Source organism: Deinococcus depolymerans, assembly GCF_039522025.1.
In the GTDB taxonomy this organism is placed as follows: domain Bacteria; phylum Deinococcota; class Deinococci; order Deinococcales; family Deinococcaceae; genus Deinococcus; species Deinococcus depolymerans.
Genome location: NZ_BAAADB010000003.1, coordinates 467,133 through 483,782 on the forward strand (window position 1 = coordinate 467,133; position 16,650 = coordinate 483,782).

Consider the following 16,650-nt stretch of genomic DNA (forward strand, 5'->3'; position numbering starts at 1 on the left):
CGCCCACCTGAAAATGCGAGAACGGGGCCGCGCGGGCCCCGTCGTGACGGTGTTGCGCTCAGGCCTGGGCCGCGCCGCCGTCCTGCGGGCCGACCGGCCCCTCGCCGCGAATGGTGGCGATGGTCGCCTCGACCATCTCCTGAAAACCGCCCTGGTGCATGGCCGTCATGAGTTCGATGGTCTTGGCGGCCGCGCCCTCGAACACGAAGCCCGTCTCGTGGATCTGGCAATCCTGCATGGCGGTGCCGTCCTCGCCGCTGAAGACCAGCACGCACCGTTCGAAGGTGCAGTTCACGAACTGCGTGCCGTCCAGGGGAATGCGTTTACCGGTGAACGTCTGATTCTCGATCGTCTGCATGATAGGCGGGCAGCATAGCGCGCCGCCCGCTCCGTCACTGCCGCCCGGAGCAGGGGACGTCCCCTCCTCCGGCTGCGGGTCATGCGGACTCCGATTGAACGGCTTTGTAAGCCATTCAATCCGAGTCCGTATCACTTCCCGACGAACACGGCGGTGGTCAGCGCGGGCACGGTCACGCTGTTGCCCGAGGCGCGGCTGGTCTTCACGGTCGCGTCGGTGCCGGCGGCCAGCGCGGGGTGCAGGCCCAGGTTCAGGCCCGCGAGGGCCGCGTCGCTGAGGGTCACGCCCTGGCCGGTCGCGTTGAACACCACGACCACGTTGCGGTAGGGGTTGGTGGGACTGATGGCGCCGCTGAGTTTCATGGCGATCACGCCGGGCTGCTGCGCCGGGCCCACGTTCAGGAACGTCAGGCCCTGCCCCACCTGCGCGGCGGTGTCCATGCGGAACAGCGTGCTGGAGTACCGGACGCGCAGCATCTCGCGGTAGTGGTCGAAGGCCCGCTGAATGTCGGCCGCCGACGGTTTCAGGGCCGGGTTGCCCAGCAGGCCGCGGTACAGGTTCCAGTTCGCCTCGTTCTTCTCGGCGGGCGGCAGCCCCCGGCCGAAGCCGTTGCTCTTGCCGGTGAAGTCCAGGGTGTTGAACCAGTCGCCGCTGTTGTAGCTGTCGGTGTCGAAGCTCTTGGAGCGAAGGATCTCGTCCCCGGCGTAGCTGAACGGCAGGCCCTGCCCGAGCAGCACGACGCTGTTGGCGAGGTTCTGCATGCGGGTGCGCTGCGCGGAGGTGGCGCTCAGGGGCGCTTTCAGGAGGACCGCGTCGAACAGCGTCTGGTTGTCGTGCGCGCTGACGTACGTGATCGCCTCGCGGGGGCTGGCTGCGTACCCGGCGGGCGCGCCGTTGTAGTTCACCTCGGCGCCCTTCACGGTCTTGCCGGTCGCGTCGGTGAAGCGGTAGTCGCGCAGGTTCCCGGTCAGGCCGATCCGCACCTGATCGGCGAGGCTCAGGGCCCTGGCCTTATCCGCGTTCGCGGGTTGCCCGTTGGGCAGCACGAACAGCCCGGTCGCGAAGCCCTGCTCCTGCAGGCCGCCGAAGGGGTTGCCGCCGCGCACCGCGTCACGCAGGCGGTCGTTGAAGGTCCCGATGCCCTGCCCGAACAGGTTCAGTTGCGTGGCGTTCGGGCCGCGCTTGTTGCCCTGCACCTCGCCGAAGTCCCAGCCCTCGCCGTAGAGGTAGATGCTCTTGCCGTCCACCCCGTCCTTCTGCACGGTCAGCGCGTCGAGCGCCTTGCGGGCGGCCTGCAGGTCGGCGACCATGTGGTGCCCCATCAGGTCGAAGCGGAAGCCGTCCACCTTGTAGGCCTTTGCCATCAGGACCAGCGTGTCCACCATCAACTTGCGCATCATGACGTGCTCGGTGGCGGTGTTCGAGCAGCAGGTACTGTTCTCCACGCCGCCGCTGGCGTTCAGGCGGTGGTAGTAGCCGGGCACGATCCGGTCCAGCACGCTGCGGTCCGCCTGCCCACTGGCGGCTGTGTGGTTGAACACCACGTCCTGCACGACCCGCAGGCCCATGCCGTTCAGCGCGGCGACCATGCGGCGGTACTCCAGGGTCCGCTGGTCGGGGTTCACGGCGTAGCTGCCCTCGGGCACCATGTAGTGGTACGGGTCGTACCCCCAGTTGTAGGCGTCGGCGTCCTTCACGGCCGTCACGGCTTTCTGCTGCTCGTCGCTGTTCGGCGCGAACCGGCTCAGGTCACCGGGGGACTTCCACGCGGCCTTGTCCTCGCTGATCGTGGCGATGTCGAAGGTGGGCAGCAGGTGCACGGCCTTCAGGCCCGCGTCGGCCAGGGCCTTCAGGTGCTTCACGCCGTCACTGCCGGGCAGCGTGAACGCGAGGTACGTGCCGCGCTGCGCCGCCGGGACGGTGCTGTCGGCGGCGCTGAAGTCACGCAGGTGCAGCTCGTAGAAGCTCAGGTCGCCCGCCGAACGCAGCGCCGGTTTCTTCAGGGCGTCCCAGCCCTGCGGTCTGGTGGCCGGATCGTTCAGGTCCAGCAGCACCGAGCGGGCGCTGCCCCGCGTCAGCGCCACCGAGTACGGATCGGTCACGAGGTTCGTCTCGACCTTGCCGGTGCTGGGCGCGTACACCTTCACCTCGTAGCGGTAGGCGGCGCCGCGCCAGGTCTGCGCGCCCTTCACGGTCCAGACGCCCTTCGCGTCACGGGTCATGGGCACCACCGTCTCCTGACCGCCGGGCACGGTCAGGCGTAATTTGACGTCCTGCGCGGTCGGCGCCCACAGGCGCAGCGTCGGGACGTTGCCCTGCCACTGCGCGCCCAGCGCGCCGTCGTACGCGAACAGGTCGTCCAGCGCCCAGGCGGTCTGCACGCCGGTCGCGTCCAGGACCGTGCCGTCCGGCATGACGCTGCTCACCGCCACCTGACCCTGCAACGCGGCCCCGATGCGCGCGGCCTCCTCGGGGCGCACCCGCAGCAGCGCGTAACCGCTCAGGTACGGGGCTTTCGCCTTCAGGGCGGCGTTCAGGCCCCCCTCGACCTCCTCCAGCGTCAGGGTGTCGCCGCCGTCCACGCCCGCGCCGGTCAGTTTCAGGCCGCCGGCCCGCGCGGCGTGCAGGGTCAGCAGCGCGCCCGGCTGCACGAACTCCGGCTTCACCGCGATCAGGTCCCGCGAGAGCATCACCGCCTGCGCGCGGGTCAGGTCGCCCACCGTGCGCACACTGGTGTCCGGGCGGGTGGTGTTCACGGCCGCGTTGCCACTGACGATCCACGCCTGATTGCCCATCTCGTTCATCAGGAACTGATCCGCGCCCGGATCCTTGCTGTCGCCGTTATGCACGATGAACCCCAGTTTCTTCCAGTCGGTCTTCATGGGCACGTCCCAGTACACGCCGAAGCTGTTCGTGCCGGTGGGCGTCAGGGGCTTACTCCACTCGACCTGCGCGGTCGTGTCCTCCCAGGCGTGCAGGCCCCACCCGTCGTACTTCCCGTCCGGGCGGTAGTAGTTGATGCGGGCCGCGCCAGCCGGGACGGGCGGGTCGCTGAGGACGGCGGGCGCCCCGTACGCGAAGTCGGCCTTGCCGCTCGTGACGGTCACCTCGTTCCCCTTGCCGGGGTCCGCGAAGAAGTCCGGGCCGGGGTCCTTCTCGTCACCCCTGTGCACGATGAACCCGACCTTCGCCGCGCCTGCCTTCAGGGGCACGTCCCAGTACGCCCCGCCCGCATCCACCCCGGTCTGCACCAGGGGCTTGCTCCACTCGACCTGCGCGGTCGTGTCCTCCCAGACGTGCAGGCCCCACCCGTCGTACTTCCCGTCCGGGCGCACGTAGCGCACGCGCAGCACGTTCTTCGGGATGGGCTGCGCGGCACCTGCTGCCGCCGGGGTGGCCGGGGCAGTGGTCGCTGGGGCGGCGGGGGCGGCCTGCGTGGCGGGCGCCTTGCTGGCGTCCACGGTGAACGGCCCGGCCTTCGCGTACGCCACGTTCGCGCTGCCGGACTTCAGGAACAGCTCGCGGCCCCGGCTCAGGTCGAACCACAGGTCCCTGTCGGCGTCCTTGGTGTCGCCCTTGTGGACGATGAACCCCAGCTTCTGCGCGCCGGGCTTCAGCGGAATGTCGAAGTACGCGCCGAAGTCGTCCTTGCCGCCCTGGGCGAGCGGTCTGTCCCAGGCGACCTGGGCGGTGGTGTCCTCCCAGACGTGCAGGCCCCAGCCCGCGTAGGCGCCGTCCGAGCGCTGGTAGTGCACCCGCGCGGTGTCGGCAGGGAGGGTTGTTTGCGCCGCTGCCGAAGCAGCCAGCGCGACCGTCAGAAGGGTCGCCAGTCTTTTCATGTGTGCCTTGAAGTGTAACCCGTCCGCCGTGGGAGTGCTTCCATGAACCGGTTGCAAGGGAACCGGCGCCGCACCCCCAACGTTCCTTGAGGCCCGGCACACCCGCCCCGCCGCACCCCGACCCTACAGTGGGCGCCATGACCGGACACACCAGCGACGAAGTGGTGGGCACCCCCACCGAGCCCCACGAGCACAGCGACGCCGAGAGCCTGCGCCACATTCCCCCCAGCCACGACCAGCGCGGCGTCGTTCAGGACAGCCCCGGCAACCCCGACATCGGCGTCGAGCACGGCGAACCCAACCGCCAGAACGACCCGCAGAACGAGCCGACCAACGACGGCGTGTAACCCGCCGCTCCGGCAATCATCGGTTGAGGCCCGCATCCGCACCGGATGGGGCCTCATGCTTGCTGCGGCTCACACGGATTCCGTTTGTTTCGCCAGCAATACGGAACTTCACCGGATTGCCAGCTCCACGTCCGGAACCCGTTTTTCTCCTGCTCTGCGGAGCAGCTCTGTGAGTCGCATCCGCTCGGACCCAGCGGGCTTTGCAGCCCATTCAATCGGAGTCGGTATCAGATCAGGGAACGACCTGCCGTCCCTCGGGGCCGTACTGCGCCAGTACCGCCCGTGCGACCGCGCCCGCCTGCCCGGCCCGCACGAGCGCCACGACCGCGCCGCCGAAGCCCGCGCCGGTCATGCGCGCCCCGAACACGTCCGGGTGCGCCTGCAGCAGCGCCACGAGTTCATCCACGCGCGGGTGGCTGACCGCGTAATCGTCGCGCAGGCTGGCGTGGCTGGCGTTCATCAGCACGCCGAAGCGCGCGGCGTCCACGTCGGCGGCCAGCGCGGCCTGCACGCGGGCGTTCTCGCTGACCACGTGCCGCGCCCGTTCGCGCAGCGGTTCGGGCAGCGCCTCCACGCTCTGGGGGTCCTGCACGTCGCGCAGTTCGGTCACGCCCAGCAGGCGGGCGGCCTCCTCGACCTGGGCGCGGCGTTCGTTGTAGCCGCTCTCGGCGAGTCTGCGCGGCACGCCGCTGTCGATGACCAGCACCTCGGCCCCGGCAGGCAGCGGCAGCAGCCAGCGTTCCAGGCTGCGGGTGTCGAGCAGCAGCATGGTCGCGCTGTTCGCCACCGAGCTGGCCATCTGGTCCATGATGCCGCACTGCACGCCCACGAACTCGTGCTCGACGCGCTGCGCGATCAGGGCGATGCGTTCGTCGCTGGCATCCAGGATGCCCAGGTCCCGCAGGCCGCGCAGGACCGCGACTTCCAGCGCGGCGCTGCTGCTCAGGCCCGCGCCCATCGGCACGTTCGACGTGACGAGGACGTCCAGTCCGTCCGGCGCGCCGCCCAGCGCCAGGGCGCCCGCCACGTAGCGTGCGAAGCCGCCTTCGGCATTCCCGCCGACCGGGAAGGTGCTCTGTTCGTTCAGGTCGGCGGCGAACACCCGGTGCTCGCGCGTGCCGTTGGCACCCAGCGCCACGGTCGTCACCTGCGGGATGGCGGTGGGCAGCACGAACCCGCCCTGGTAGTCGGTGTGCTCGCCCAGCAGGTTCACGCGGCCCGGCGCGCTGGCCGTCACCTGCGGCGCGCGGCCGAAGTGCTGCTCGAAGGTCGGAAGGCTCTCTGAGGGGGTGGGCGTCGTCACAGGTTCTCTCCGGCGGTGGGGGAGACGGCGCGCAGTTCGGCGGCGGCCGCCTCCGGGAATTTGTCGTTCGCGAACTCCCCGGCGCCCTGCTCGGTCCCGGCGAGGTACTTCATGCGGCCCGGTGCACGCAGGTACGGGTAGATCTCGATGTGCAGCGGGAACGCCGGGTGCGGTCCGTCCAGCGGCGCCTGATGCACCGTCAGCAGGTACGGCATCCGCACGCCGAACAGGCCGTCCAGGCGCAGCAGGGCGTCTTTCAGGGTGCGGGCGAGGCTGGCGCGCTCCCCGGCGCCCAGTTCGGACAGCAGACTGACCGGGCGGGTGGGCAGGACCCACGTCTCGAAGGTGTAGCGCGCGAACGGCGGCACGACGCTCAGGGACTCGCCGTCGTCATGGACGATCCGTTCGCCGCTCTCCCGCTCGCCCTCCACGAAGTCCGGGAGCCACGGGCGGCCGCTCTGCGCGTGGTACGCCTCCATCTGCGCGGTCATGCGGGCCTGCACGGGCGGCACGTGATCGTAGGCGTAGATCTGCCCGTGCGGGTGGTGCAGCGTCACGCCGACCTCCACGCCCCGGTTCTCGAAGGCCAGGACGCTGTGAATCTGCCCGGTCGCCGCCAGCCGGGTGGTGCGGTCAGCCCAGACGCCCAGCAGCAGGTCCACCTGCGCGTCCGTCAGGTCGCTCAGGCGGCCCTGGGCATTCTGGCTGAACACCACGACCTCGCATTTGCCCACGCCCGCGCGCGTCCCGGCCGGGCCCTGTGGCGGCGTGGGCGCGTTCAGGGTCAGGCTGGGAAAGCGGTTGTCGAACACCGCGATGTCGTAGCGGCCCTGCGGCAGCTCGGTGGGGTGCGCGGGGTCGCTGGTGGGGGCCAGCGGGTTGTACTCGGGCGGCGGCAGGAACGTGCGCCCCATGCGGTGCGCGGCGTACATGACCCACTCGCCGCGCAGCGGGTGCCAGCGCAGCAGCGGGCGGGCGTCCACGGGGTCCGGGCTGGGGCTGGGAATCTCGCCGGTCACGGTGACCGGCTCCAGGCCGTACAGCGTCAGGGTGCGCCCGTCGGGTTTCGTGAAGTCCTGCGCGTGCAGGGTGGCGGGGGCCTCGGTGGGGGTGGTCATTTCTGCACCTCACGGTACGAGTGCGGCGCAAGTGGGGCGCCCTGCGCGGTCACGGTCGCCCGGTCCGTCAGGTTGAACTCCCCGCGCGAGAAGTGCGTCACGGCCGCCCCACCGCGCAGGCTCAGGCTGACCGGACGGTCCGGCGTGCTCACCCTGAGGCAGCGGCGCAGCAACTCCAGGCCCTCGGCGTTCAGCAGCGCGATGGGATCGCTGCTGGCGCGCAGACCGCCGATCACGTCCAGCATCCCGGCAATCGCCTCGCGTTCGGGCGTGCTGAGCATGCTCAGTTCGCGGCGGCAGATCGCCACGTCCGGGTCCGGCTGGTACCACGCGCTCTGATACCAGCGGCTCAGGGCGGTGTGCAGCGCGTTGCGGGCGCTGGGGCCGGTCGCGTCTCCCAGCCACACCCGCCGGGACTCCTCGTCCCAGATGGGCGCCACGTCCGGCCCGGTGCGCATGGCGTCCACCACGCCGATACTCTGCGCGAGCGGCGCGCCGCACCCCAGGATGAACGCGTCCGGCCCGGCCCCCTCACGGAAGGCCTCGATGCCCATGCGGTACGCCTGCGCGCGGCCCACGCTGGGGTCGTGCCGCACGCCGGGCAGCGACGCGCCGTACAGGAAGTCGATCTTCAGGTACGTGTACCCCCAGCCGCGCACGGTCGCGCCCAGGTTCCGCAGCCACGCCAGCACCTCCGGGTGGGTGGTGTCCAGCGCGTGGTACGGCCCGCCCCAGTTCTGCCCGACCGGGAGCGGCCGGCCGTCCTCGCCGCGCAGCATCCAGTCCGGGTGCTGCGCGAACAGCTGCGAGGTCGGGGACGCCAGGAACGGCGCGAGCCAGATGCCCGGCGTGAACCCCAGCGCCCGCAACCGCTCCGGCAGGTCACGGGCGTGCCCGCCGAAGTGCGCCGACGGCAGTTCCCAGTCGCCCAGGTCCGCCTGGAAGCCGTCGTCGAGCTGGAACACGTCGAAGTCCAGGCCCTGCTCGCGGGCCAGCCGGGCGTTGTCCAGCATGGCGTCCAGCGTCACGGCGCGGTAGTACGAGTACCACGAGCACCACACCCGCAGCGGCGCGGGCGTCCGCGCGTGCATGGCCGATCCCAGCCGCGCGGCGTGCGCTTCCAGGGTGGCGATCACGTCCGGCGTCTCCTCCCACAGCACCCCGACCTCCGGGCCTTCCAGTTCACAGGTGACGGTCACGTGGTCGCCCTGCGCGCGGGCCTCCCACTGCACGAAGGTGCGCGTCGCGTCCAGCGCCCCGCCCACCCAGCCGCTGCCGTCCTCGCGGGCCAGGGCCAGCACGGTATGGCTGCGCCACACGCCCGCCTCGCCGCCCGGCGCGAAGCCCGGATCGTGCCCCTGCTCGACCTGCCAGTGGTGCGCCGGGGCCACCTGCCGCGCCGTCAGGGGGTGCAACTCCGCCTCACTCCAGGACTGGAACCCGCTGATCAGCACCTTCAGGCCCTCCGGGGCCTCGTTCACCGTCCACTTATGCATCCTGCTCTCCTTCCAGCGGCTGGCCTGCGTCGTCCGGCCGCACCACGAAACTCACCGGCGGCAGCGTGGTTCCGTGCCACTCCACGGGCTCCGGATTCCAGTTCTGCACCAGCAGCCTCCCGGCGCGGCGCGACACGCGCACGCCCTCGGGCACCGGCAGCACCGGCACGCCCGCCGCGCCCAGCACGTCCTCCAGCACTGCCCCGATCAGGGTGTCGCTGTGCGCGCCGATCACGGTCACGTTCCCGCGCCGGATCACGGCCGCCTGCCCGTCCAGCGGGCCGCCCCGGTAGTGCGCCAGCGCCTGCGCGCCGCTGGGGCGGTAACTTTCCGCCCAGGTGGACGCCTCGAAGGTGCCGCTCAGGTCGCCCGCGCCGGTCACGGTCTGGCGCAGCGTGGGCCGCAGGCTGTCGTACTGCACCAGGCGCGCCCCCACCAGGTCCGACAGCGGCCCGAACTGCCCATCCGACCAGGTTTCCCCGCCGGGCGTGCGGAACGCCGTGCGCGGCCCGCACACCAGCCGCACCCCGGCGTTCACGGCGTCCGTCCAGCGCGCCGCGCGCCCGGCGCTGACCAGCGTGATGGCCGGCGCGACCACGACCGCGTAGGCGCTCAGGTCGGCGTCGGCGTGAATCACGTCCACGTCGATGCCCAGGCGGCGCAGCGCCATGTAGTACGTGACGGTCTGCGTCCAGTAGTTCAGGCCCCGCGCGTGCGGCTGCTGATCGTAGATCCACAGGCTCTCGTAGTCGTGCAGCAGCGCCACGCGCGCCGGAACCGGCCCCACCGGGAAGGCGGTCTGGTCCAGCGCCGCGACCTCCGCGAAGCCCCGGTCCGGGGTCTCGTCGTGGCGCAGCAGGCCCGAGTGCATGACCTCCTGCGCCATGGTCGCCGCGCGCCAGCGGAAGTAACTCACGACGTCCGCGCCGTGCGCCCACGCCTGCGCCGTCCACAGCGCCACCGCGCCGTCAGCGGGCAGGGGGTTGTACGGCGCCCAGTTCACCTGACCGCACTGCTGCTCCATGACCCACGGGCCGTTCGGTGTGCCCGCCCCGTCACGGCCCAGACGCTCCCCACCGCTCAGCAGGCCCCGGTACAGATCGTGGTTGAAGCCCACGAGGTCCGGGTGCCCGGTCCGCGCGTAGCGGGTCCGGAGGTCCTCGCCGATGCCGGGCGGCGCGAACAGTTCCAGCATCCCGGTCGGGTAGTTGTCCCAGGTCACGAAATCCAGGCCGCGCGCCACGTCGTAATGATCGAAGCCCGACTCGAAGATCATGAAGTTGTGCGTGACGAACCGCCCCGGCGACAGCTCACGCAGCAGCTCGACCTGCTCGGCCTGGAACTCGCGGATCATGTCCGACGCGAAGCGGTTGTAGTCCAGCACGTGCGACGGGTTCACCTCCGTCACGGTCAGGATCGGGGGCCTGACCTGCGCCCAGTCCGTGTACTCCATGCTCCAGAACACGTTGCCCCACGCGGCGTTCAGGGCGTCCAGCGTGCCGTACTTCGCGCGCAGCCACTCCGGGAAGCGCGCGGCGCTCGCCCCGCCGTAACTGCGGCTGGTGTCGTGACAGCCGAACTCGTTGTCGGTCTGCCAGCCCGCCACGGCCGGGTGCTGCCCGTACCGCTCCGCGATGGCCCGCGTGATGCGCCGCGAGTGCTCACGGAAGACCGGCGACGCGAAATCGTAGTGCCGCCGCGACCCGAACTCGCGCACGCGGCCCTGCGCGTCGAACGCCAGGATCTCCGGGTGTGCGCGGATCAGCCACGCGGGCGGGGTGGGCGTGGGCGTGCACAGCACCACCCGCAGGCCCTCGGCGTGGTACGCCCCGATCGCGTCGTCCAGCCAGCCCCACTCGAAGGTGCCGGGAAGCGGTTCCAGACGGCTCCAGGCGAATTCGGCCAGTCGCACGAAACTCAGGCCCAGGTCACGCTGCATCCGCGCGTACACGGGAGGACGGTCCTGCGGGACATGCTCCGGGTAATCGCAGGTGCCAAGAAGGAGATGGAAGGGAGATGCGTCAGCTTGGGTCATGAACTCGTCCTTACGGGCAGGCCTGCGCGCGGCGGAGAGGCCTGTGGAAACGGGAGGAACAGCCAGCGGAAACCGGCCGGGTCACGTGCAGGAGAAGGGGGAGGGGCGGGGGCCAGCGGCCCCCAGGCGTCAGTCCTTGACCGCGCCGCCCGCGATGCCCGCCACGAAGTGCCGCTGCAACGCCAGGAACAGCGCCAGGAACGGAAGGGTGGCGATCGCCGTGCCCACCATGATCCCGCCCCACGACACGCGCGTCAGGCCGATCAGCGTGCCCAGCGCCACCGGCATGGTGTAACTGTCCTTCTGGGTCAGGACCAGCAGCGGCCACAGGTAATCGTTCCAGGACGCCAGGAACAGCAGGATCGCCAGCGCCGCCATGGCGGGCCGCACGACCGGCAGCGCGATCTGCCAGAAGGTCCGCCACTCGCTGGCCCCGTCAATGCGCGCCGCGTTCAGCAGGTCCGTCGGGACCGTCTGGAACGCCTGACGCATGTAGAAGATCCCGATGGTGTTCGCCAGGGTCGGCAGGATCACCGCCCAGTACGTGTTCGAGATCTTCATGTCACGCGCGATCATGATGAACTGCGGGATGATCGTCACGAACGTCGGGATGGTCAGGGTCGCCAGGATCAGCCCGAACAGCCAGCTCTTGCCGGGAAAGTCGAACTTCGCGAACGCGTACCCGCCCATGGAGGTCAGCAGCATGCTGAACGCCGTGTACAGCGACGCGATCACCACCGAGTTCAGCAGCGCCCGCAGGTAGTTCGTGTCGGCCTGCAAGCCGCGGAAGTTCTCGCCGAACGACCCGCCGAACCACAGGGGCGGGTTCGCGCTGAAGATCGCGCTTTCCGGGTGCGTGCTGAACACCGCCATCATCCACAGCGGGGCCAGGAACAGCGCCGCCAGCGGAATCAGGGCCAGGTGCAGCCAGAACGCCCTGATGCGGTCGCGGGCCTTCACGCCCGCCTTCTCCTTGGGGGCCTGCATGGTCGTGGTCATTCGTCCCTCCCGAACAGGCGCAGCTGCACCACGCTGAAGATCGCCGCGATGGCCGCGACCGTGTACGCGATCGCGCTGGCGTACCCGAAGTTGAAGGAGCGGAAGCCCTGCTGGTACAGGTACGTGCCGAGCGTCATGGTGGCGTTGCCGGGGCCGCTGTTGGTGATCAGGGCCGGTTCCGTGAACAGCTGCAGCGTGCCGATCACGCTGAGCACCAGGCAGAACAGCAGGCTGGGGCGCAGCAGCGGCAGCGTGATCTTCCAGAACTGCTGCGTGGGGGTCGCGCCGTCGATGCTGGCGGCCTCGTACACGTCCTCACTGATGCCCTGCAGGCCCGCGAGCAGGATGATGGCGTTGTAACCGGTCCAGCGCCACGTCATGGCGAGGACCAGCACGGTCATGGCCGGCCCGGACTGGTTCAGCCAGTCCACGGGAGGCAACCCGATTCCGGTCAGTGCGCGGTTCACCATGCCGAAATCCGTGTTGAACAGCAGGCGGAACACCGCCGAGTACGCCACGGTCCCCACCACCAGCGGCGCGAAGAACGCGAACCGGAACCACCCGGCCGCCCGCAGCAGTTTGCTGTTCAGCGCCACGGCCAGCACGGTCGCCAGGGACAGCATCAGCGGCACCTGAATGATCATGATGACCAGCGTGTTCCGCAGCGCCGTGCGGAAGAATTCGTCCTGCACCAGCCGGGACCAGTTCGCCAGTCCGAAGGGCGCGGTCGCGCCCAGGCGCGAGTCCTTGAAGCTCATCAGGAAGGAGCTGATGATCGGCCACGCCCAGAAGGTCAGGAAGATCAGCAGGTAGGGCAGGATGAACAGGTAGGGAGCCTTGGGCGTGCGCGCCCACCATCCGGCCCTCGGGGCGGGGCGGCGCTTTGGAACTGTGGTCATGGATACCTCGGTGGAGCGGGTGACACGGAAGGTGGAGCGGGTGACACGGAAGGTGGAGCGGGAGGGGGAACGGCGCCCGCGCGGCGCCTCACCCTCCCCGCCCCACCCTCATGGGTTCAGACCGGACTGGGCCTTATACGGATTCCGTTTGTTTCGCCAACAATCCGGAACTTCACCGGATTGCCGCCTCCACGTCCGGAACCCGCTTTGCTCCCACTCGCTTCGCTCGGACCCAACGGGCTTTGCAGCCCATTCAATCGGAGTCCTTATTACTTCGCGACCGGCAGGCCGGTGGCGCTGGAGATCTTCTTGGCCGCGTCGTCGAGGGCTTCCTTGGCGGTCTTGTACTTGCCCTTGAGGAAGTCGGCCTGCACCACGATCATGACCTGACGGGCGTCCTGGAAGTACTGCGTGCCGCGCGCCTGGGGCACGTCGCCCAGCGTGTCGAGGATGGTCTGCCAGACCTTCTGGTTGCCCCAGTACGGCTGGGCGACCTTCACGTAGGGGTCCTTGGTGGCCGAGAGCAGGCTGGGCACCAGGCCCTGGCTCTTGAGCATGGCGACCTGACCGCCGGTGGTGGCGAGGGCGTTTTCCATGAAGGCGTACGCGGCGGCCTTGTTCTTGCTGCTCGCGGGCAGGGCCAGGGCGCTGCCGCCCAGGTTCGCGGCGCGCACGCCGCCGGGCTTGCTGGCGGGCATGGGGTACACGCCCCACTTGCCTTTCTGGTCCGGGGCGTTCGTGCGGATGGTGCCCTCGTACCACGCGCCGAACATGGCGCTGGCGCTCTTGCCGGACTTGAAGGACGTGATCTGGCCGCCCCAGTCGCCGGTCGCGACGACCTGCGCGTCGTACAGTTTCTTGACGGTGTTCAGGGCGTCCACGCAGCCGGGCTTGTTGACCGTGACGCTGGTGCCGGCGTTGTCGAAGTAGAAGCAGCTGTTCTGGTTGGCGAGCATGCGGAACCACTCGTCGTCCTGGCCGTTGCCGACGATGCCCATCTTGACCTTGCCGTCGAACTTGGCGTTCACCTTCTTACCGGCGGCAATGAAGTCGTCCCAGGTCTTGATGGCGGTGGGGTTCACGCCGGCCTGCTGGTACAGGTCGCGGCGGTAGAAGATCACGACGGGACCGGAATCCCAGGGCATGGCGTAGCGTTTGTTGCCGGCCATCAGTTCGGTCCACTTGAACGCGGGGAAGTTCTTGGCGACCTTGTCGGCGCCCAGGGTGTTCAGGTCCACGAAGCAGTCCGGGAAGCGCGCCCAGAACACCTCGGCCTCGTTGTTCTCGATGGAGTACACGTCGGGCATGTCGGCGCCGCCGGCGGCGCAGCCGGCCAGGCCGCGGTCGTACACGTTCTGGTTGCCCAGGTCGACCACGTTGACCTTCACGTTGGGGTACTTCTTGTTGAAGCTGGGAATGGTGCTCTGGAGGGCCTTGGCGGCGGCGTCCCAGGACCAGACGGTCACGGTGCCGGACAGGCTCTGGGCCGAGGCGGCAGAGGCGAGGGCAAGGGCGGTCAGCAGTGCGAGTTTCTTCATGGGCATCCTCCGTGGATGGGTGGAAAGCGGTTGGGGGCCTACGCGAGTTGCAGTTCCGGGATGGCGCGGCGCAGTTCCGGGGGTGGGGCGGGGCCGCTGCGGTCGCTGATCAGGGTGCTGACGCGGTCGGTGGGGGCAATCAGCGCGCGGCTGATCTTGCCGAGTTTGCTGTGGTCCGCGACGACCACGATCTCGCGGGACTGCGCGACCATCACGCGTTTGATCTCGGCTTCCTCGTGGTTGGCGTTGGTGACGCCGTGCTCGGCGTGCACGCCGTTGCAGCCCAGGAACAGCCGGTCGGCGTGAATGTGGCGCAGCACGTCCAGGGCGTAGGGGCTGACCAGCGAGTGCTGCAGGGGCCGCAGCGTGCCGCCGGTCACGATGACGCGCACGCCGGGCAGCCGTTCGAGTTCCAGCGCGATGTTCAGGCCGTTGGTGACGACCGTGACGCCCTGCAGGGTGGGGGAGAGGGCGCGGGCGACCTCGGTGGTGGTGCTGCCCACGTCGATGAACACGGTTTCCCCGTCGCGGATCAGGGCGGCGGCGGCCCGGCCGATGCGGCGTTTGGCGGCGCTGTGTTCCAGGCGGGTCTCTTCCAGGGGGGATTCGCGGCGGGCGTCCATGGGCAGGCGGACGCTGCCGCGGGTGCGGCGCACCTGTCCGGCGTCGGCCAGGACTTTCAGGTCGCTGCGGACCGTCACTTCCGAGACGCCCAGAAGTTTCGAAAGTTCCGTAACTGGCAGTTCGCCATGTTGATTCACGAGCGATAAAATCTCGCTCCTGCGCGCATCTATCAAGGCAGCCCCCCGATACTTGGATTTCGTTACTTTCGGAGTTTACGTTTTTCTCATCGGGCCGTCAAGAGGTCCGGACCCCGGTGACCCCCACGCACTCCCGCAACCCCCCTACAGGAAAACCCCCCGGTTCCGCAGAACCAGGGGGCAGGAAGGACGGACGGAGCGGCGGAGGGACCGTTCCCTCCGGCCGGATGTCAGCGGACGTCGACGAGTTCCACGTCGAAGATCAGGGTCGCGCCGCCCGGAATCACGCCGGGAACGCCCGCCGCGCCGTAGCCCAGGCTGGCCGGAATGGTCAGCTTGGCCTTGTCGCCCACGTTCAGCTGCGCGATCCCCTGATCCCAGCCCTGAATCACGTAGCCCACGCCCAGCGGAAACTCGATGGGCTCGCCACGGTCACGGCTGGAATCGAACTTCTGCCCGTTCTCCAGCATGCCGGTGTAGTGCACGCGCACCATCTTGCCCGCCTGCGCCGGAGCGCCGTTTCCCTCGTGGTACTTCTCGACCTTCAGCCCGTTCGTCCCATCAGCAGTCATGCGCGACAGGGTAACGGTTGCGGCCCCCCTCCCGCCACCCCATCTGAAGTGACCATGAAGACAGCCGCGCCGACCCCACCCGGCACCCCGGGGCCGGCAGAGGGAATGCTAGCCTTCTGGCACCGTGACGCCCGCCCTCCCGACCCCCCCACCCCGGCCGGCGCCGCCCAGACCCGACAGCGCGTGGCGGCGCTGGGTGCTGCGCGGCCTGCTGCCCGTGTACCTCCTGAGCACCTTCGGCGCCACCCTGGCCCGCGTGGACGGCGACTCCATGAACGACACCCTGCACACCGGCGACGTGCTGCTGCTCCTGAAATACCCGCGCTGGCTGCGCGCCTGGGGTGTCCCCGGCCCCTACCCGCGCCGCGGCGACCTGCTGATCTTCAAGGCCCCTGCCGACAGCGAGTACGCCTTCGAACGCCTCGCCGGCGTCCGCCACCGCCCCTACAACGTCAAGCGTGTCCTGGGCCTGCCGGGCGACACGGTCGCCATCCGGGACGGCCGGGTCATCCTGAACGGCCGCCCCCTGGCCGAAAGTTACGCCAGCGAGGGCTACGTGGCCGACCAGCCCGAGCAGACCGTCCCGCCCGGCAAGGTCTGGGTCATGGGCGACAACCGACGCCTGGGCGCCAGTCTCGACAGCCGCGCCTACGGACCGGTGGACCTGCGGGACGCCGCCGGACCCGCCGACCTGCGCCTGTGGCCCCGGCCCGGCCCCATTCCCCGCTGACCGGCCGCTGACCCCACCCCGGCCAGCCGTTCACGCGCGGCAACCGGGGCACTCATCCACGGCTGATACGGTGCCTCTCATGAAGGTTTTCACCGCTGCCCTCCTCGTCCTGAGCCTCCCGGTCGTCGCCGCCGCGCAGACGCCCGTCACGCTCGTGCCCATCAACGCGCCCAAACTGCCATTCAGCGTCAGCATGCCCAAAGGCTGGCTGGGCGTGAACTTCGAGGACGGCGCCCTCGGCGTGAGCGCCGTGTCCGCCAAGGCCCCCCCCGCCACCCTCATCCGCCTGCTGTACGCCGCGAAAGCCGGCGGCAACCCGACGGCCCCCACCGAATTCCAGAAGTTCGAGCAGGGCGTCCGGAGCACCGGCGCTTCCCTCAAACAGACCGCCAGCCGCACCGTGCGCTACGGCGGCGTGAACGGCCTGGAACGCGAGTACACCCTCACGCACCCCAAAGGCAAGCTGAACATGCGGGTCTGGTACGGCATCGGCGCGAAGAACCTGTACTCGTTCCAGCTGACCGACACCCCGGCCCGCTACGCGGCGGCCAGCAGCACCTTCAGCAAGGTCCTCGCCACCGTCAAGTTCCGCTGACCCCCCTGCGGCAGGCCGCCCGCACGCCCCCCTGGGTGTGTGGGCGGTGTACGGTACGGC

Annotated in this window: 14 protein-coding genes; 3 read left to right on the plus strand and 11 right to left on the minus strand. The window is 69.8% G+C overall.

The annotated features are described in order from the left end of the window. Positions 1-58: 58 nt before the first annotated feature. Positions 59-358 carry a hypothetical protein gene (locus tag ABDZ66_RS02575; RefSeq protein WP_343755704.1) on the minus strand — a complete coding sequence of 100 codons (300 nt, stop codon included), beginning with the start codon at positions 356-358 and terminating at the stop codon, positions 59-61. A gap of 131 nt (positions 359-489) precedes the next feature. Further along, positions 490-4,197 carry a pullulanase-type alpha-1,6-glucosidase gene (pulA, locus tag ABDZ66_RS02580; protein WP_343755706.1) on the minus strand — a complete coding sequence of 1,236 codons (3,708 nt, stop codon included), beginning with the start codon at positions 4,195-4,197 and terminating at the stop codon, positions 490-492. A 137-nt stretch (positions 4,198-4,334) separates the two neighbouring features. Between pulA and ABDZ66_RS02585 the strand changes: the two genes are divergently transcribed. Then, the gene (locus ABDZ66_RS02585) at positions 4,335-4,544 is read left to right on the plus strand and encodes a hypothetical protein (protein WP_343755708.1); all 210 of its coding nucleotides are present in this window, start codon (positions 4,335-4,337) and stop codon (positions 4,542-4,544) included. A gap of 232 nt (positions 4,545-4,776) precedes the next feature. Here the strand turns inward: ABDZ66_RS02585 and galK are convergent, their stop codons facing one another. The 9 genes from galK to ABDZ66_RS02630 form a co-directional block, all read right to left on the minus strand. Further along, the gene (gene galK, locus ABDZ66_RS02590; protein ID WP_343755710.1) at positions 4,777-5,847 is read right to left on the minus strand and encodes a galactokinase; all 1,071 of its coding nucleotides are present in this window, start codon (positions 5,845-5,847) and stop codon (positions 4,777-4,779) included. Then, on the minus strand, positions 5,844-6,965 hold the full coding sequence (gene galT, locus ABDZ66_RS02595; protein WP_343755712.1) for a galactose-1-phosphate uridylyltransferase: 1,122 nt from the start codon (positions 6,963-6,965) through the stop codon (positions 5,844-5,846). The genes galK and galT overlap by 4 nt, the downstream gene beginning before the upstream one ends. After that, positions 6,962-8,461, minus strand: coding sequence for a glycoside hydrolase family 36 protein (locus ABDZ66_RS02600; protein WP_343755713.1), 1,500 nt, complete (start codon positions 8,459-8,461; stop codon positions 6,962-6,964). The genes galT and ABDZ66_RS02600 overlap by 4 nt, the downstream gene beginning before the upstream one ends. After that, the gene (locus ABDZ66_RS02605; protein WP_343755715.1) at positions 8,454-10,496 is read right to left on the minus strand and encodes a beta-galactosidase; all 2,043 of its coding nucleotides are present in this window, start codon (positions 10,494-10,496) and stop codon (positions 8,454-8,456) included. The genes ABDZ66_RS02600 and ABDZ66_RS02605 overlap by 8 nt, the downstream gene beginning before the upstream one ends. Before the next feature lie 129 nt (positions 10,497-10,625). Then, positions 10,626-11,495 (minus strand): carbohydrate ABC transporter permease, encoded by an 870-nt coding sequence (locus ABDZ66_RS02610; RefSeq protein ID WP_343755717.1) that lies wholly within the window; start codon positions 11,493-11,495, stop codon positions 10,626-10,628. Further along, complete coding sequence (locus tag ABDZ66_RS02615; protein ID WP_343755719.1) at positions 11,492-12,394, minus strand: carbohydrate ABC transporter permease; 903 nt, start codon at positions 12,392-12,394, stop codon at positions 11,492-11,494. Before ABDZ66_RS02615 ends, ABDZ66_RS02610 begins: the two co-directional genes overlap by 4 nt. A 269-nt stretch (positions 12,395-12,663) precedes the next feature. Further along, positions 12,664-13,932 (minus strand): ABC transporter substrate-binding protein, encoded by a 1,269-nt coding sequence (locus ABDZ66_RS02620; RefSeq protein WP_343755721.1) that lies wholly within the window; start codon positions 13,930-13,932, stop codon positions 12,664-12,666. Positions 13,933-13,970: 38 nt separating this feature from the next. Continuing rightward, positions 13,971-14,729, minus strand: coding sequence for a DeoR/GlpR family DNA-binding transcription regulator (locus ABDZ66_RS02625; RefSeq protein WP_343755723.1), 759 nt, complete (start codon positions 14,727-14,729; stop codon positions 13,971-13,973). A 194-nt stretch (positions 14,730-14,923) separates the two neighbouring features. Then, the gene (locus ABDZ66_RS02630; RefSeq protein ID WP_343755725.1) at positions 14,924-15,265 is read right to left on the minus strand and encodes an FKBP-type peptidyl-prolyl cis-trans isomerase; all 342 of its coding nucleotides are present in this window, start codon (positions 15,263-15,265) and stop codon (positions 14,924-14,926) included. Between the two features lie 124 nt (positions 15,266-15,389). Here ABDZ66_RS02630 and lepB point away from each other — a divergent pair, with 124 nt between their 5' ends. Together lepB and ABDZ66_RS02640 are read left to right on the plus strand one after the other, a co-directional pair. Next, a complete protein-coding gene (gene lepB, locus ABDZ66_RS02635) occupies positions 15,390-15,995 on the plus strand; it encodes a signal peptidase I (protein WP_343755727.1) in 606 nt (201 codons plus the stop codon). A 79-nt stretch (positions 15,996-16,074) separates the two neighbouring features. After that, positions 16,075-16,590: a hypothetical protein gene (locus ABDZ66_RS02640; RefSeq protein ID WP_343755729.1), complete on the plus strand. Its 516-nt coding sequence runs from the start codon at positions 16,075-16,077 to the stop codon at positions 16,588-16,590. Positions 16,591-16,650 lie beyond the last annotated feature (60 nt).

Bases quoted from the DNA above. Each gene is read 5' to 3' on its own strand.
- ABDZ66_RS02575 (WP_343755704.1), bottom strand. From the start codon at position 358: ATGCAGACGATCGAGAATCAGACGTTCACCGGTAAACGCATTCCCCTG.
- pulA (WP_343755706.1), bottom strand. From the start codon at position 4,197: ATGAAAAGACTGGCGACCCTTCTGACGGTCGCGCTGGCTGCTTCGGCA.
- ABDZ66_RS02585 (WP_343755708.1), top strand. From the start codon at position 4,335: ATGACCGGACACACCAGCGACGAAGTGGTGGGCACCCCCACCGAGCCC.
- galT (WP_343755712.1), bottom strand. From the start codon at position 6,965: ATGACCACCCCCACCGAGGCCCCCGCCACCCTGCACGCGCAGGACTTC.
- ABDZ66_RS02600 (WP_343755713.1), bottom strand. From the start codon at position 8,461: ATGCATAAGTGGACGGTGAACGAGGCCCCGGAGGGCCTGAAGGTGCTG.
- ABDZ66_RS02605 (WP_343755715.1), bottom strand. From the start codon at position 10,496: ATGACCCAAGCTGACGCATCTCCCTTCCATCTCCTTCTTGGCACCTGC.
- ABDZ66_RS02610 (WP_343755717.1), bottom strand. From the start codon at position 11,495: ATGACCACGACCATGCAGGCCCCCAAGGAGAAGGCGGGCGTGAAGGCC.
- ABDZ66_RS02615 (WP_343755719.1), bottom strand. From the start codon at position 12,394: ATGACCACAGTTCCAAAGCGCCGCCCCGCCCCGAGGGCCGGATGGTGG.
- ABDZ66_RS02620 (WP_343755721.1), bottom strand. From the start codon at position 13,932: ATGAAGAAACTCGCACTGCTGACCGCCCTTGCCCTCGCCTCTGCCGCC.
- ABDZ66_RS02630 (WP_343755725.1), bottom strand. From the start codon at position 15,265: ATGACTGCTGATGGGACGAACGGGCTGAAGGTCGAGAAGTACCACGAG.
- ABDZ66_RS02640 (WP_343755729.1), top strand. From the start codon at position 16,075: ATGAAGGTTTTCACCGCTGCCCTCCTCGTCCTGAGCCTCCCGGTCGTC.